General features: G+C 34.5%; 14 protein-coding genes. 6 read left to right on the top strand and 8 right to left on the bottom strand.

Annotated elements, in window-relative coordinates; translation table 11 throughout:
* Positions 1-370: 370 nt before the first annotated feature.
* Positions 371-1,507: a CHAT domain-containing protein gene (locus F6K27_RS06850; RefSeq protein WP_287272960.1), complete on the top strand. Its 1,137-nt coding sequence runs from the start codon at positions 371-373 to the stop codon at positions 1,505-1,507.
* Positions 1,508-1,767: 260 nt separating this feature from the next.
* Here the strand turns inward: F6K27_RS06850 and F6K27_RS06845 are convergent, their stop codons facing one another.
* On the bottom strand, positions 1,768-2,052 hold the full coding sequence (locus F6K27_RS06845) for a hypothetical protein (RefSeq protein WP_287272958.1): 285 nt from the start codon (positions 2,050-2,052) through the stop codon (positions 1,768-1,770).
* A 454-nt stretch (positions 2,053-2,506) separates the two neighbouring features.
* Here F6K27_RS06845 and F6K27_RS06840 point away from each other — a divergent pair, with 454 nt between their 5' ends.
* Complete coding sequence (locus F6K27_RS06840; RefSeq protein ID WP_287272956.1) at positions 2,507-2,773, top strand: DUF433 domain-containing protein; 267 nt, start codon at positions 2,507-2,509, stop codon at positions 2,771-2,773.
* 129 nt (positions 2,774-2,902) lie between these two features.
* Here the strand turns inward: F6K27_RS06840 and F6K27_RS06835 are convergent, their stop codons facing one another.
* Both F6K27_RS06835 and F6K27_RS06830 read right to left on the bottom strand, forming a co-directional pair.
* Positions 2,903-3,922: an ABC transporter permease gene (locus tag F6K27_RS06835; protein ID WP_353735946.1), complete on the bottom strand. Its 1,020-nt coding sequence runs from the start codon at positions 3,920-3,922 to the stop codon at positions 2,903-2,905.
* A 345-nt stretch (positions 3,923-4,267) separates the two neighbouring features.
* Positions 4,268-4,780, bottom strand: a complete 513-nt coding sequence (locus F6K27_RS06830; protein WP_124145198.1) for an adenine phosphoribosyltransferase — start codon at positions 4,778-4,780, stop codon at positions 4,268-4,270.
* Positions 4,781-5,014: 234 nt separating this feature from the next.
* Between F6K27_RS06830 and F6K27_RS06825 the strand changes: the two genes are divergently transcribed.
* The 3 genes from F6K27_RS06825 (at position 5,015) to F6K27_RS06815 (ending at position 8,724) form a co-directional block, all read left to right on the top strand.
* Complete coding sequence (locus tag F6K27_RS06825; RefSeq protein ID WP_287273064.1) at positions 5,015-5,620, top strand: DUF3038 domain-containing protein; 606 nt, start codon at positions 5,015-5,017, stop codon at positions 5,618-5,620.
* A gap of 545 nt (positions 5,621-6,165) precedes the next feature.
* Positions 6,166-7,254, top strand: coding sequence for a DUF4335 domain-containing protein (locus tag F6K27_RS06820; RefSeq protein WP_287272952.1), 1,089 nt, complete (start codon positions 6,166-6,168; stop codon positions 7,252-7,254).
* Between the two features lie 603 nt (positions 7,255-7,857).
* The gene (locus F6K27_RS06815; RefSeq protein WP_287272951.1) at positions 7,858-8,724 is read left to right on the top strand and encodes an OmpA family protein; all 867 of its coding nucleotides are present in this window, start codon (positions 7,858-7,860) and stop codon (positions 8,722-8,724) included.
* A 575-nt stretch (positions 8,725-9,299) separates the two neighbouring features.
* On the opposite strand, the gene F6K27_RS06810 is transcribed toward F6K27_RS06815, so the two are convergent.
* Positions 9,300-10,628 carry an MFS transporter gene (locus tag F6K27_RS06810; RefSeq protein ID WP_287272949.1) on the bottom strand — a complete coding sequence of 443 codons (1,329 nt, stop codon included), beginning with the start codon at positions 10,626-10,628 and terminating at the stop codon, positions 9,300-9,302.
* A gap of 456 nt (positions 10,629-11,084) precedes the next feature.
* Between F6K27_RS06810 and F6K27_RS06805 the strand changes: the two genes are divergently transcribed.
* On the top strand, positions 11,085-11,210 hold the full coding sequence (locus F6K27_RS06805) for a hypothetical protein (RefSeq protein WP_287272947.1): 126 nt from the start codon (positions 11,085-11,087) through the stop codon (positions 11,208-11,210).
* Between the two features lie 878 nt (positions 11,211-12,088).
* Here F6K27_RS06805 and F6K27_RS06800 read toward each other — a convergent pair.
* The 4 genes from F6K27_RS06800 to F6K27_RS06790 form a co-directional block, all read right to left on the bottom strand.
* The gene (locus F6K27_RS06800; RefSeq protein WP_287272945.1) at positions 12,089-13,312 is read right to left on the bottom strand and encodes a glycosyltransferase; all 1,224 of its coding nucleotides are present in this window, start codon (positions 13,310-13,312) and stop codon (positions 12,089-12,091) included.
* A 109-nt stretch (positions 13,313-13,421) separates the two neighbouring features.
* A complete protein-coding gene (locus F6K27_RS06795; RefSeq protein WP_287239769.1) occupies positions 13,422-13,625 on the bottom strand; it encodes a DUF6887 family protein in 204 nt (67 codons plus the stop codon).
* A 118-nt stretch (positions 13,626-13,743) separates the two neighbouring features.
* Positions 13,744-13,899, bottom strand: a complete 156-nt coding sequence (locus F6K27_RS34305; RefSeq protein WP_375339656.1) for a hypothetical protein — start codon at positions 13,897-13,899, stop codon at positions 13,744-13,746.
* Positions 13,900-14,018: 119 nt separating this feature from the next.
* Positions 14,019-14,555 (bottom strand): Uma2 family endonuclease, encoded by a 537-nt coding sequence (locus F6K27_RS06790; protein WP_287239772.1) that lies wholly within the window; start codon positions 14,553-14,555, stop codon positions 14,019-14,021.
* Between the last annotated feature and the right edge of the window lie 152 nt (positions 14,556-14,707).

The following is a 14,707-nucleotide window of genomic DNA, read 5'->3' as shown; positions in this document are numbered from 1 at the left end:
CTAGAGTTTAACTAGAGTTAAAAGTACGAGTAAAACACTATAAAAAAACTGTTTGCCTGGCATGACCCAGGAAATACTTACCTGTAATAACTGAATCCTTACCAAGATATTAAACAAGGTACTGTATATGTTTGAGAAAATCTTTTCTTTTAAGAATAAGTATAAAGTCAGTATGACAATTTTTATATTTATTCTTTCCCTGATTATTATTCTCACTTTTAATTCAGAAAAAACTGTCTCTCAAGACATAAATCTAACTGTCTCAGAGAAAGTGATGAAAATGGAAGAAAGGCTAAAAAAATAATTTGAGGCTTATTTTGATCGAGATTTTTCTAAAGTTTCAAAAACTGGTGATGATATTGCTAAAAAATTGTTAGAAATTAGCCAAACAAGTAATATAAAACCAGCCGTATTTTGGGCGATACCCGAACCAGAATATTTACATTTAGTCTTTATTTATCCTGGAAAAAAACCTCTAGTTAAAGACCTTGATTTTATCAAATACGAAACCCTGATTCAAGCAGTTAAATTATTTCAAAATGAAATCACTAATCCTCAGCTGCTTTTTGCAGACTTTTACTTAAATCAGGCTCAACAACTCTATGAATGGATTATTAAACCCTTTGCAGCAAATCTCCAAGCAGAAAAAATAGACACAATATTGTTTTGTTTAGGAAAAGGTTTGCGTACTCTACCAATAGCCGCATTACACGATGGAAAAAAATTTTTAGTAGAAAAATATAGTCTGGCAATTATTCCTGCATTTAATTTAATTGATTCTAATTATACTCCCATTCAAAAAGCTAGAATTTTAGCCATGGGGGCATCAGAATTTCAGACACAAAAGTCTTTACCAGCAGTTCCAGTTGAACTCTCAACAATTGTTGATGAAAACCTGACAGAAAGTATCTCACCTCAAAATATTTCTCAAGGTTGGCCTGGAAAATTATTTCTCAATCAGGAATTCACTTTAGAAAACTTAAAAAATCAACTTTCCTCTCAATTTTTTAATATTATTCACTTAGCAACTCATGCAAAATTTCAGCCTGGAAAACCTGAAAATTCTTACATTCAATTTTGGGATACTCAACTCCATTTAGACAAAGTAAAAGAGATTGCTTGGAACACTCCTCCGGCTGAATTATTAGTCTTAAGTGCTTGTAAAACTGCCGTTGGAGATCGAGATGTGGAGTTAGGTTTTGCTGGATTAGCTTTAGAAGCAGGAGTTCAGTCTGTATTAGCAAGTTTGTGGTACGTTAATGATATTGGAACTTTAGCCTTAATGAGTGAATTTTATGAACAGTTAAAAACAGCACCAAGTAAAGCTGAAGCAATTAGACAAACTCAAATTAAAATGATTCAAGGAGATGTGTTGCTCAGGAATGAAAGATTGAAGCTTTCTAGAGGTGAAATATCTTTACCTGAGAGTTTACAAGGATTGGGAGAAATTAACTTTTCTCATCCTTTCTATTGGTCAGGATTTACTCTTGTTAGCAGTCCTTGGTAATAATTAATAGGGAATAGGGAGGTAATAGGGAGAATATAAATAAAGATATGTGTACCTCATTAGTCTGAGAAGCGCTATATTGATTTTAGGTGTTGTGAATCAAGCTATTAAATCTAAATTTTTCAAATATAAAATGCTTTTAAATTAGGAGTTAGGCAAGGGTCATTTCCATAAAAATTCTAGGCAAAATCACCAACGCCTGATTTTAATACTAATACTAAATATCCCTCATTACAAAAATTGGTATGGTAAAAATTCTCTTAACTAACTATTAGAAACTCTATATTTGGCAACAATGGGTCTTGAATTATTCCTACTCCTTGGAAACCCCATCTTTTTAGTATTGTTTTTAACTGAGTAGCTGAAATAGATTCAATGGCAAAGCGATCGCTCACATCTGGAGCGTGGGTATTTAGGTAGCTGTGAGCATCAAAATCTTCTCGAAATAATAATAAAAATTTTACTGCCTCATCTGGATTTGGATTGGCACTAATATAACTACCATCAACTTGAGAACGAAGTAGATAATAAATTTGGGATAACATGAGAAAATTGTTATTTGAAATACTAAAGTTTTTTACTACTTATGTTGATGTTTTTCAAGGCAGGGTTGTTTGATTTTTCACCATTTGAATACGCAGTACGACCTATGTTCGTCATTTTGATATATCGATTAGGAACAATATCAAGAATAAGCTATGAAATTAAAAGATTTATAACTGCAACTGTTGGCATTAACTCCAGCACAAAAAGCTCAAGCTATTCAAGTATAATAAAAGTTATACATAAATATAGTCATATATAGTCAAACAATGTCAAATATCTTTGTTAATTTGTACTCACCAGCTACTAAATATTTGACAAAATTTAATAACTCAAAGGGCTTATGTTTAATGGTATAATCAAATTTGCTGAGAATTCCAGGCTACATCACCATAATAAAGATTAATAAATGCTCGAATCCTAATGTAATTTTAACCCCTTGATTTATGAGATTAGTTGAGAGAAATATTAGCTCAAAGTTTAACTAATCCTTGGTCTGGCATCGAAAAGATAGACGGTGTTTGTGGGGGAAATGCTTGTATTGCTGGTACTCACATTCCTGTGTGGGTTTTAGTTAATGCTCGTCGTTTAGGAGTAAGTGAATCAGAATTGCTGCAAGACTATCCTAGTCTCCAGGCATCCTCCTTAGTTAATGCTTGGGCCTATGCTGAAGTATATTCTCAGGAGATTGAGTTGGCGATTCGAGAAAATGAGGAGATTTAACCTGTGGCACGTCTAATGGTTGATGAACAATTTCCTAGCGGTGCGTTACATTTCATTAACGCACCCTACTGGACTGACTTGCCAATTAAACAAATTTTGCTCCTGACTCCTGAGGACTGACTCCTTAAATCACTTCAGATTTTCCAACTTAATCCTAGGATCTACAGCTTTCAACAATAAATCTGCCAATAAATTACCAATAATTAACATCAAAGCACCCATCATTAAACTTGCCATAACTAAATATAAATCCTGATTTCTTACTGCCTCTAAAATTAAAGTTCCTAAACCAGGCCAATTAAAGAAATATTCAGCAATAAACGAACCACCTAATAAACTGGCAAATTCAAATCCCAATAATGTGATTAAAGGGTTAATGGCATTTCTCAAGGCATGAACATAAATTACTCGATTCTCCGGAAGACCTTTAGCTCTTGCCGTTTGAATATAATTTTGTCGCAAAACATCTAATAATTGCCCCCGCATTAACCTCTGTAAACCAGCAAAACTGGTAATGCTTAAAGCAACAGTTGGCAAAATTATATGCCAACCCATATCTAAAATTTTACCCACAAAAGATAGCTCATCATAATCGATACTTTGCATTCCTCCCACTGGTAATAAAGGAGAAAGATTTTGAGCTAAAAATAATAATAATAGAGCAGTAATAAAACTAGGAAAACCTTGACCAGTGTAACTAATTAATTGGAGAAAACGGTCTAAAAAACGGTTTTGATTAACTCCAGCAATAATACCAAGAGGAATAGCGATCGCCCAGGTCATTATTAAGGAAGAAATTGACAAAACTAAAGTAGCTGGTATTCGCTCCCATAATAGATCGGCCACTGGTTGTTGAAAGACAAAACTCCTACCAAAATTGCCACTGGTAATAATTTGTGTTAGCCAACGTAAATATTGTTCTAAAGGCGACTTATCTAAACCAAACTGTTGCTCAAGTTGTTTAATAGTATCTTGAGAAATTTGAGGATTTTGACTTAAAGTATCTATATAACTACCTGGAGCTAACTGAATTATGGCAAAACACAGAGCAGATGCGAGAAATAAAGTCAAAATTGCTTGTAATAATCTCTTTAAAACATAAGCAAAAGTTTCACTGGCAATTAATTGTTTTAGTTTGCTATACTTCAATTTTTTATCCATTAACTTGCGGAAGAAAGAAGGAAGAAGGAAGAAGGAAGAAAGCTTTAGTTATCTGAGGAAAAAGGGGTTTATATTCGGATAATTACTGATAATAAAGTTTTTGTTTGTAGTTGGGCTTTAGCCCTTACAATAGTTATAGTAGACTCCCTCCACTAAGTGTGAGGTACACCCCGAAGCTGGCAAGATGCCTACTGTTAAAGGCAAAATCTAACGTTGCCTGAATTTTACAGCGCTTTTGCTAAATAACTAAAACCTCACTGCCAATGCTATATTGCTTGTATTTTATAGTCAATTAACGGAAATTATACTTAGCTTCTGACTTCTAATTTTCAATTAATATTCGATCAAACTAACAATTGGCACTTCAGGCAACTTCTGACGCCCACCCAAGTCTTTTAACTCAATCACAAAGCCAAACCCTACTAAATTACAACTTGCTTTTTCAATTAATTGAGCTGTAGCTGCTGCCGTACCACCTGTAGCTAATAAATCATCAATTACTAAAACCCTACTGCCTGCTGCCATGGCATCTTGGTGCATTTCCAACGTATCTTGGCCATACTCTAAATCGTAAGTAACTGAATATACTGCTGCTGGTAATTTTCCCGGTTTGCGGACTGGTACAAAACCTACATTCAACTTATAAGCTAAGGGGACACCAAAAATAAAACCCCGGGATTCTATACCCACTATATAGTTTGGTTGAAATTCTAAGCATTTTTCTGCCAAAATGTCAATAGTATAATGTAAACTTTCTGGGTCACTGAGAAGGGTCGTAATATCTCGGAATAAAATTCCTGATTTGGGAAAATTAGGAATTTCGCGAATTAAATTTTTTAGGTCCATAGATTTTAGTCAAAAATTATAAGATTTAGATAAATTCAAAAAAATTCCTCAGTGGGAAAAGTATATCTTTAAATGTAGACCGGAGTTTCTATTGACATTAATGATGCTGTTTAGACTGATTACAAAATCTATAATTGGGTGTTATTCTTGATAGTAATTAATATTATTTAGTTATATTGACATTTTTACCAAAATATTATAACGAAGTATTGAATATTGGCAATAAATAAAGTAATGGAATTGAAAACTGCCCCCAGTCCGTCCACACCATTAATATTGAAGAATTTACCAGATATACCTCTCCCCGATAATGGGTGTCCTCGTAGAACTAAAACCCAAATTGATTTAATTCTTTTGGCAGTTGAAGCTTTGCAACTTGGAGGAGCAGAAGTTATGCTGAAAGTTGTCAAAGACCTAGATCTACAAGGGATTATTCCAAATCGGGTTTCTTTGTGGCGACTGCGTAGTACAAATCCCCTACGTCTGAATAGTCAACGTCGTCCCTTGACATTGAATGAGGCCAAAGCTTTAGTGATTATTACTGGTCATTTGGCTAAACGTTTAACTGTTCCGATTCGGAAACTATTGTTTGACTACCAGCAGTTAAATCAAAAACAGTTACCAATAGAAAATCATTTACAATTATCTTTTTATTTAGAACAGTTTAGAGCACATTTTCGCAGTCGTATGAACCCCAGGCGGTCTGGTGTAATGGCCTACAATTCAGAGGAAAAGTTAAATCAACTAGGATTAGAGTTATTGGGTAAATTATTATTCTGTACTGGTACAACAGGTATGCAAAGGTTTTGGATTAGTCTGTTTGATGGAGAAGTAAGTTAAAAGGGAGAACAGGCAACAGGCAACAGGCAAAAGGGAGAAATATAAGAATTGATTTGATTTTTGATTTTTGGAGATGTCTATTAACTTGAGAAAGTGAGTTAGTAGTTCTGGAGAGACCTCAAAATGTCAGGCACAATTGATTAAATGTGGTAAGGTCTACCGTTAACACTTGTGGACAATATACTGCCGATGGCTTTGGATAAAGCAGTAGGGAAGTTAATTAAAATATCTGTATAGCAGATCAAAGAAGGAAGAAAGAAGAAGGAAAAGGCTTGCGTTGTCTGAGCTTTGAACTTTTTATATGTCCTAACCTTTCCTTCGACTGCCATACAACAAAAATGTCACTTTTTGTGAGCTATAGCTTTTTCAAATGAGATGTCGAACAAGAGTTGGTTATTAACTAACAGTAAAAAATCCGGTAAACCTTCTTAACCTGTTGCCAGATGAGCTGTTGCCTGTTACCTAAAAGCGACCAAGTTTTTTTTACGCAACTCAAATGAAATTACTATATTGTATTAGTTTTAATTTTATGGAGCAGAAGTGCAATGACGATTCAACGTCAGTACAGCTTGCCTAACTGTAAGTTGATTTTGCAAGGTTTGAGTGAAACTGGAAGTCCTAATTTAAGTCAAGGGCAGGTATTATCTATTTTGACCAATGCTGAATGTCATATTCAAGGCCAAGAGCCATCATTAACTGGGGGACGAGATTTTTTTGAAAGCTTGGTAAGACAGGTGAGTAGTTATGCCCAAGAATTTCTCAGTGGAATATCTTTGCCTAGACACCAAAGTGAAAGTCAAGAGTTGGTGCATTTACAGAAAATAGATACTAATCTACACAGATTGACAGTTTTTGAGGGCAATGTTCAAGATCAAAAACCTGGAATAATTGTTGATTTAAACACAGTCCAACTATTTGATTTGGTTGAGGCGGTGGACCAGTTTTTTGCTGATTCTTTGACTTTACCTGGTTTCTCTCTGGCAGTAAGACCCGTGTCTCGAAAAGATGCAAAATTAGGAGAACCTGTAGCTCAGAAAGTTATACCTGCTGCTGTGGGAATGTCTGGTTTGGCATTAGCTAGTCTGGCCTTATTCTTTGTCCCTATTCCAGAAGTACAACGTCCTAAAGATCCTCAACCACAGTCAAATGAAAGTATTAATAATTTAGAGGCATCTCCTAACAGTACTTCAGAACCTGGTTTTAATCCTACCCCCACACCGGAAGGTTTGGACTCATCACCGAATGCTACTATTAATTCATCAGATGAAGTGGATGGGGTAGATACTTCTGAAGAGACGCTGACTGAAGAAAATTCAGAGACATCTTTGACTACCAGTTCCAAAATTACTGACCAAGCAGAGATTGAACGATTAGAGAATTTACTCTCTGAAAAAATTAATAATGCTTGGACAATAGGAGTCAACGAAGCTTTGATTTATCGTGTCACAGTAGCTTCAGATGGTTCTATAATTGGCTATAAGCCCATAAATCCAGCAGCTGCTGATGAGGTAGATAAAATTCCTCTGCCAGATTTGCTAAATAAGCAAGCATTAGGTGAGGAGAATAATCAATCTATAGTTGAGTTTAAGGTATTGTTTCAAGAAAATGGTTTATTGGAAGTAGAGCCTTGGTAACTGAAGAAGGCAGAAGGCAGAAGGTAGAAGGCAGAAGGTATCTACTCTACCCCCTTTAATGAAGTCAGAATTCAGAAGTCAGAAGTCAGAAGTTATTTTTGTAACGGGGATTTGAGCAACCCTCCAAAAATATTTCGCCATTTCCCGGCGGGGTTGCGCGACCCATATTATTTTAATAAGAAACTTCTGAAAATTTTGTGGGGAGCAGGGGAGCAGGGAGCAGGGGAGAAGGGAGCAGGGGAGAAGGGAGCAGGGGAGAAGAGAGAAAGAAAAAATTTGGCTAAGTAAAACTACTTAAGTTTTCAAAAAAATTTACTTTTCAATACATGATTTTTGAGGAAAAAGCCTCTCAAACATGAACACATAACTTGTTTATTTTGTCAAGCAAGTTATGTGTGAAGAAAGATGTTTATAAAGCATAGGACTTTCCTACGGAATGCTGCGCAAACAGGCACAGGTACTGATAACTGATAACTGAAATGATAGTGAGGTATTCAACCCACAAAAGACAAAGATAAAGTTATACTCCGGTATTATGTCTTATGTCTCAAATTCAGTTTTTGAGGTAGTATCAAATCAGAATAATCAACGAATGGGAAAACCGTGAGTAAATCTTCTCCCGACCGGACTCCTAATACTAGGTCTCCGGGAATGGTTTTGTTAATACTATCCTTAATATTTCGATTTTTGCTGCTGATGGTAACTAGCGGTTTTTCCTGGGTTTTGGGAATGGCGATCGCTTTTCAATATCCTTCTACTTCCCAAGATATACCCATCTCAGAAAAATTACTCCGTGGTGTTAGAGGTATAGTATCTCAGAAAAAGTTACCTCCATCCTCAAGGTCTACTCCCGCATCTACCCCAGAAATTATTACGCCTCAAGTTGAACTGACTGAGGTACAAAAACAGGAACTACAAACAGAGCTTCAAAAGTTACAAACACAGTTAAATAGTTTAATTAGTCGTACCAGGAATTTAGAAAATAAACTGGGTGTGAGAAAATCGGATGGAAATTTAGAGGCAAGATTGGACCTAATAGCTCAACAGTTAGCTTTGCCTATATCTGCTCGTCAGAATAAAGAAGTAATAAGTAAGCCTTCTCTGCCAGTTTTTAGTGAAAATACAATGATGGTTACTCTTCCTAGTGATGTTTTGTTTGAGTCTGGTAGTAATACAATTCGTTCTGAGGGAAGGTCAATTTTAGATAATTTAATTGGTGAATTGAAAAATTATCCAGAAATGACAATTAGTGTTTCTGGTCATACTGATAATCGAGGTAAAGTCAAGGTCAATCAGGAAAAATCATTTTTGCAAGCAGAAAGAGTAGCAGAATATTTCTCAAAAAATATGGGCGATCGCTACCGTTTTTTGGTTATTGGTTATGGAGAATCTAGTCCTATAGTAGAAAATAATTCTAAAACTAATCGGCAACGTAATCGTCGGATTGAGGTTAAGATTCATAAAAAATAAGGAAGAAGGAAGAGGGAAGAAGGAAGAAGGCAGAAGGCAGAAGGCAGAGGGAGGAGGATTAACGAAGTCAGAAGTCAGAAGTCAGAAGTCAGAAGTCAGAAGTTATTTTTTTAACGGGGATTTAACAAAAATATTTCGTCTTAAAAGGCGAGTTTTTAGACCCAATTATTTTGATAAAGAATTGATAATTTGGCGTTGGTGATTTTGGCTATGATTGTGCTTTAATGGCAGTTGCCTAACTATTAACTTAAAAGCATTTTATATTTGCAAAATTTAGGTTTCATAGCTTGATTAACCAACGCCTAATGGATAAAAATTGCTTTTATTTTCAGAAGGAAGAGGGAAGAGGAAAAAATCTGGCTTGTCTTACTTTTAAGCTTTTTTCTTCCTTGTCTTCATTATCTAGTCACAACCAGAAAATAAAAAATCTACCAAAGTTAGTATTTTAGGTGCATACATAATTGGGCAGAAAAATCATTCTTAAAATTCTTACTCCTACCTCCTCTAAATTCCCCTAACTCCTGTCTCCTGTCTCCTGTCTCCTGTCTCCTGTCTCCTGTCCATGTTTTCCAGCTTTAGCAAGCAGCAGTATTGTCTGATTCAGTATTATCAACTTCAAAGCGATCAGCATTAGGTAACTCTCTCTCTACTCGCCGTAACTCTGGAGTACGATAGGCGACTAATACTGCCCCAATATTCAATAGACCCATTAATACAAATAATAAAGCCATTCCCCGGCCATCTCCAACTCCAATAATTCTTCCTACGCTACTTGCTAAAATTCCATTTTCACTCATCAATGGCTTAAATATAAACTCCACTAAAGGCGCTGCACTTAAATGAGTAATTACTAATAAAGACTTTTCCATCATATTCTGCAAAGCAAAAACTCGTCCTTGTAAATCTTGAGGTACTTTTTGTTGCCAAATAGTATGATTCAAACTAACAATAACTGCCCTGGAAAATAAATAGCCAAAACCACCAATTGCAGCTAATACTACAGCAGTTTTAAATCCTCCTAAACATAAACATAATCCCTGAATAAATGCAAAGATTAAAATTCCCTCTATTCGACGCTTAGTACCTCCCCATAAACTTACTGCGACACTACCTAGCAACATTCCAATGCCACTAACAGACATTACTATTCCTAATTCTTTTTCAGAGGCAAAACTTAATACCATCGGCAAGAATAAAACTTGCAATACTCCTGCACTTAGGTAAATAACACCAAAGAATATAGTTAACTTCCGTAAACCAGAACGTATAACTACATAATTCCAACCTGAAATAACTTCCTGCCATAACTCTTCAATACTTACTCTACGTCTGGTAATTTTCTTTTCTCTTCTAGGGAATTTTATACTCAACAGAGTCAGCAACCCAAACAGATAAGTACCAAAGTCTACTAATAATACTCCGTGAAGATGGATTTTAATAATTAACAATCCCGCTATACTAGGACCTAGTATTCTTGCTGTTGCTATTGCACCTTGTACCATGCCATTTGCGCGACTCAGGTGTTGCACTGGTACAAGTTGAGGGATGGCAGAGGTATAAGCTGGCCATTGAAAAGCGTTACAGACGGAACTAATACCTACTGCTATATAGATATGCCAAACTTGCAGTTGCCCGGAGAAGACCAATAACATTATTGCAAATGCTGTTACTCCAGTGATTGAGTCACTGATAATCATTACCCTACGACGACTCCAGCGGTCTACCATTGCACCAGCAAATGGTGAAATTAAGAGACTAGGTAGATGAATGAATAAGGATAACAGAGCATAATGGGTAATCGAACCTGTTGTTTGATAAACCCAAACTGCTAGAGCGAATTCACTCAGACTAGAACCGAACAGGGAAACAATTTGTCCCAACCATATAAATAAGAATGTTTGCATAACCTTGAGTTGCTAGAGGAATGAAAATAGAATGGAATAGCATTGATTTGGTAGACTTTTTAATACTTAATTATAACTTTAACAGACTAAAGCGATTGAATTAAGTATGTATTAATTTGTCGATTTTTTTTAATGATTGCTACAGCTATTAAAAATTTCATTTTTACCCGATAAATTAATTTTCTGCTAGCTATTCAAGTACACTTACCTAATTAAGTTAATAACTAAAATTCTTTGGTTTATGAGGTTTTTTAATTAATAGCATCTCTTAGTATCTCTATTTACTTTAACTGGATATTTTTTAACTAGCTTAAAGATTATATTGTCTTAATCTTTTTATCAGTAAGTTTTATCAAGAATTTTCTGTAATACTATTATTCAAAGGAATCCAAGAACTATTGTTGGAAAAGGCACAAAAAAATATAGAAAATTCTATAGAGCTTTCAGGATATAATTTTGAGAAAAACAATCAGAATGTTATTTAAGTTAATTCATACATACAAAGTTGACTTTTGGGAAAAAACTGGGGAAAATTTTCAAGTAAATTTAGATTATGGTGAGGTTGAAGACTATTATCTGTAGTTCATATCAAATTTTAAGTAGTTTATGCTTGAGATTTTCCTCGATTCCATATGTCTATAATTAGGGTAGTTATACCAATTTTGTAAATATTTACTACAAATACAGCGTCGATTTGGTTAGTGATATATACCTGTTTTTCTTATTTTTCAGTATGAGAATTGCTATAAATAGCAAAAGCAAATTAATTGTATATTTGATAGTTAACTTAAGAGCTGATTTGTAAACTGAGTTAAAACTCCTTTCTAGCATGGGTTTGCCGAAAATTATGTCCTGGGGGCTTAGGTAGTGTCAAACCCTTACACTGTAAAGCATTTATCCTCTTAATATTTACTTTATAAATCAGCTCTAAATAAGTAGGAAAAATAATTTTTAGATTGACATCTCTAGCACAAAAGTATATTTTATTCCCTATTCCCTATTCCCTATTCCATGTTTCCTGTTCCCGACTAACAAATGTTATAGTCATTTAACTTTAGATTGAGACAAAGCTTTCTTGCTATGAAGGAGTTTCAGGCGAAAAAACGTCTCATTTTTAAGTTAAACTACTATAAATTAATTTTGCACAGGTACTTATCTTGGTAGTCCTGCTCGTGTAATGGTATACAGCAAAAAGGAATACCAGGTACGGGAGCAAGATGCTCCCACTGCTTTTATCCTTGAGTAAAATAATTACAATAGACTACTAATACAATGCACCACCACCAAATTAAAGAAGCAAAAGTTGATAGCTGATATGCTTCGTTACTAATTTTTATCTTTTTCCTTTAGGGTTTAATACTCTGCACCTCATAAGTGATGTTTACAATTGGTCGGGGTTTTATTCCCCATCCACTTTTTCCTTTTTTCTTCTTCCTTCTTCCTCCTTACTTTTTCCTTCTTCAAGAGACCTGAGTAATTTGCTCTTGCCAAATTTTAACTAGGTTAGCTACTGCATTATCCCAACTATATTTAACAACAGATTCTTTGGCATTAATACCCATTTGAATCCGTAAATTACTATCTTCTATTAATAGCTTCAATTTCTCACAAAAATTTTCCTGATTTCTTGGTTTAAATAATAAACCATTCCATCCATCTTGAATATTTTCCATTACTCCTCCTGCTTGAGGAGCAACTACTGGAATACCTGCAGCAAAAGCTTCTAATACAGTTAAACCTCTAGTTTCTTTTTCTGAAGCAGTGACATGAAAATCGCTATTTTTCAAAATATTAGGTATATTCTCTGGAGGTACTCTACCTAATAAATATACATTTTTTGTCAGTTTAGTTAATCTATTTGATATTTCATCGCGCATCGGACCATCACCAACAATTATTATGGCAAGACTGTCTAAATTAATTAATTGCTGAAGTCTGACAAAAGCATCTAAGGTAAATTGCCAACCTTTATCTTCGGTTAATCTCCCTAAAAAAACTATTTTTACTTTATTAGTTAAATTAGGAATTTGATAATTTGATTCCCAAAAATTAGCTGTTATTTTTGCTGACTGAAATTTTTCTATGTCAAAACCATGAAAATTGGTATATTTAACATTCTCGATACCCATATTCACAATTTTTTGATATGTGACGCTACTAGAAACCAAGGTTAAATCATATTGGTTGTAAATAGAGACAAAACTTTTTTCAAAGACTAATTTCAACATCAAGTTAATCCCTTTTGGCAAAGGTAAGAAATCTTCAAAATAGTCTAAAAAATTAGTTCTGAAAGTACAAACACAGGGAATTTTATGTTGTCGAGCAAATTCTATACCTGCTAAACGAAAAAAAGCAAAAAATAATCTTTCTGGTTCATCTACATGAATAATTTCTGGCTGAAATTTTTCTAATTCTCGGCAAACTATTTTATAAGTATTCAATCCCACATTTCTCTCAAAATCTAGGAATGGTGTACTGGGTAAATTAATGATTTGAACTCCAGGAAAAATATTACCCGTATAATCCTTCCAATTAGGATACAAATGAGCAAGGGGACTATAGTCTGGGCAAAACAATAAAACTTGATGTCCGAATTGACTTAATTTTTGAACTCGGTAAAAACCACTGACAGTTACTCCATCTAATACAGGTAAAAATCCAGAGGCAATAATAGCAATTTTCATAAATAAAGGAAGAAGTAAGAAGGAAGAAGGAAGAAGGAAGAAGAAAGAAGGCAAGAAATCTAAGTCTTAAGCTAAGGAATTATTAATATACTATAGAAGGGCGATCACATTATTGTTTCTGATTCAATTTGGCTTGAAAAATTGCCTCAATTTCTTCTTTTTCCATTTCTGATGCTGGAGGATACTTAAAATTTTCCGTTTTCCGACTCATTAATAGTTCTAATGCTTGGCTAAATTTTTTTTCATCATTACGATTTTCTGAAAGATATTGACAAAGTTCTCTATTACTCATTTGTGAAAGTGATTTGTTCATATTTCAAAATCTTCTTGAGAGTAGGGAGTAGGGAGTAGGGAATAGGTTTTCAACCGAAAAATATATTCTCGCTGAATATAATCAATCGTTAAAAATATTACTGAACCTTACTTATTACTTAATAACTGAAGTCTTGAGGAAGTATCACATTATTTTTAGTAATTGATATTATTTTTAGTCTTTTATTGTAACGAAATAAATTGATGGGATTATAAAGATTAGATAGCAACTGACAAATAAAAATTGCAGTTTCTTTTTGTTTTTTTGTTGGCAAAAATTAACTCCTTATCAGAATTTGAAATTTGACTGACAGTTTGTTCAACTAAATTCTTACTTTTAACTTTTAAAATTTGACTTTTGAAATTTGACTTTTGACTTCCCTGAAAAGATTTATTACTGTTGAGTCATTGCTATTATCCGTTCAACTGTAAAATCTGAAATACTGTCTAGGGTAGGCAGTATGTCATTTCCGGCAAAGACCATTGGTAGTTCTTGGTTCTCCCAAACCCAGATTCGCTGTCGCTGAATGTCTATTAACCAAGCAAGTTGAGTCCTGTTGCTCAAACAGTGCAGAATTTTGTTCTGTAAGTCCAAAGTGCTTTGGTCTGGAGAACGTATTTCTATTAACCAGTCTGGCGCTCCTTGTAGTGGGCTATCTTCATCCGAAAGGCGATCGCTTTTAACAACCACAATATCCGGTACGGGGGATAAGGGGGGAATGATGCAGCGGAGTTCCTGAATAGCTTCATAAGCTTGGGTTTTATTGTTAATGGCATTTACAAGGTTGCGCTGGAGACGGGAATGAAACAGGGTTGGCATGGGTTTTTGTTGAGCTTTTCCATGGATAAATTCCCAAGCAGGAGAAGCTTCTATATTAGGTTGTTGGAGAAAAGCCTCAAAGGAGGTAGTAATACTTGTTGATAGTGGCATAATTAAGTTATCCGCAAAAGCATACATTGGATGTGCTATTTACTGATAGAATATGGGTTAGTTTGTTGGGTTTATTTGCCTCTACCCAACCTACAAATAGCACTTTTTGAATACAGAATTAATTACTCTTTTCTTCAAAAATATATTCTAAA

This window comes from Okeania sp. SIO2F5, from assembly GCF_010692685.1.
Lineage (GTDB): Bacteria > Cyanobacteriota > Cyanobacteriia > Cyanobacteriales > Microcoleaceae > Okeania > Okeania hirsuta.
Note: the sequence above shows the minus strand (reverse complement) of the source record. Positions and strands in the feature narration are given on the sequence as shown.

Bases quoted from the DNA above. Each gene is read 5' to 3' on its own strand.
- F6K27_RS06845 (WP_287272958.1), bottom strand. From the start codon at position 2,052: ATGTTATCCCAAATTTATTATCTACTTCGTTCTCAAGTTGATGGTAGT.
- F6K27_RS06830 (WP_124145198.1), bottom strand. From the start codon at position 4,780: ATGGACCTAAAAAATTTAATTCGCGAAATTCCTAATTTTCCCAAATCA.
- F6K27_RS06825 (WP_287273064.1), top strand. From the start codon at position 5,015: ATGGAATTGAAAACTGCCCCCAGTCCGTCCACACCATTAATATTGAAG.
- F6K27_RS06820 (WP_287272952.1), top strand. From the start codon at position 6,166: ATGACGATTCAACGTCAGTACAGCTTGCCTAACTGTAAGTTGATTTTG.
- F6K27_RS06810 (WP_287272949.1), bottom strand. From the start codon at position 10,628: ATGCAAACATTCTTATTTATATGGTTGGGACAAATTGTTTCCCTGTTC.
- F6K27_RS06800 (WP_287272945.1), bottom strand. From the start codon at position 13,312: ATGAAAATTGCTATTATTGCCTCTGGATTTTTACCTGTATTAGATGGA.
- F6K27_RS06795 (WP_287239769.1), bottom strand. From the start codon at position 13,625: ATGAACAAATCACTTTCACAAATGAGTAATAGAGAACTTTGTCAATAT.
- F6K27_RS06790 (WP_287239772.1), bottom strand. From the start codon at position 14,555: ATGCCACTATCAACAAGTATTACTACCTCCTTTGAGGCTTTTCTCCAA.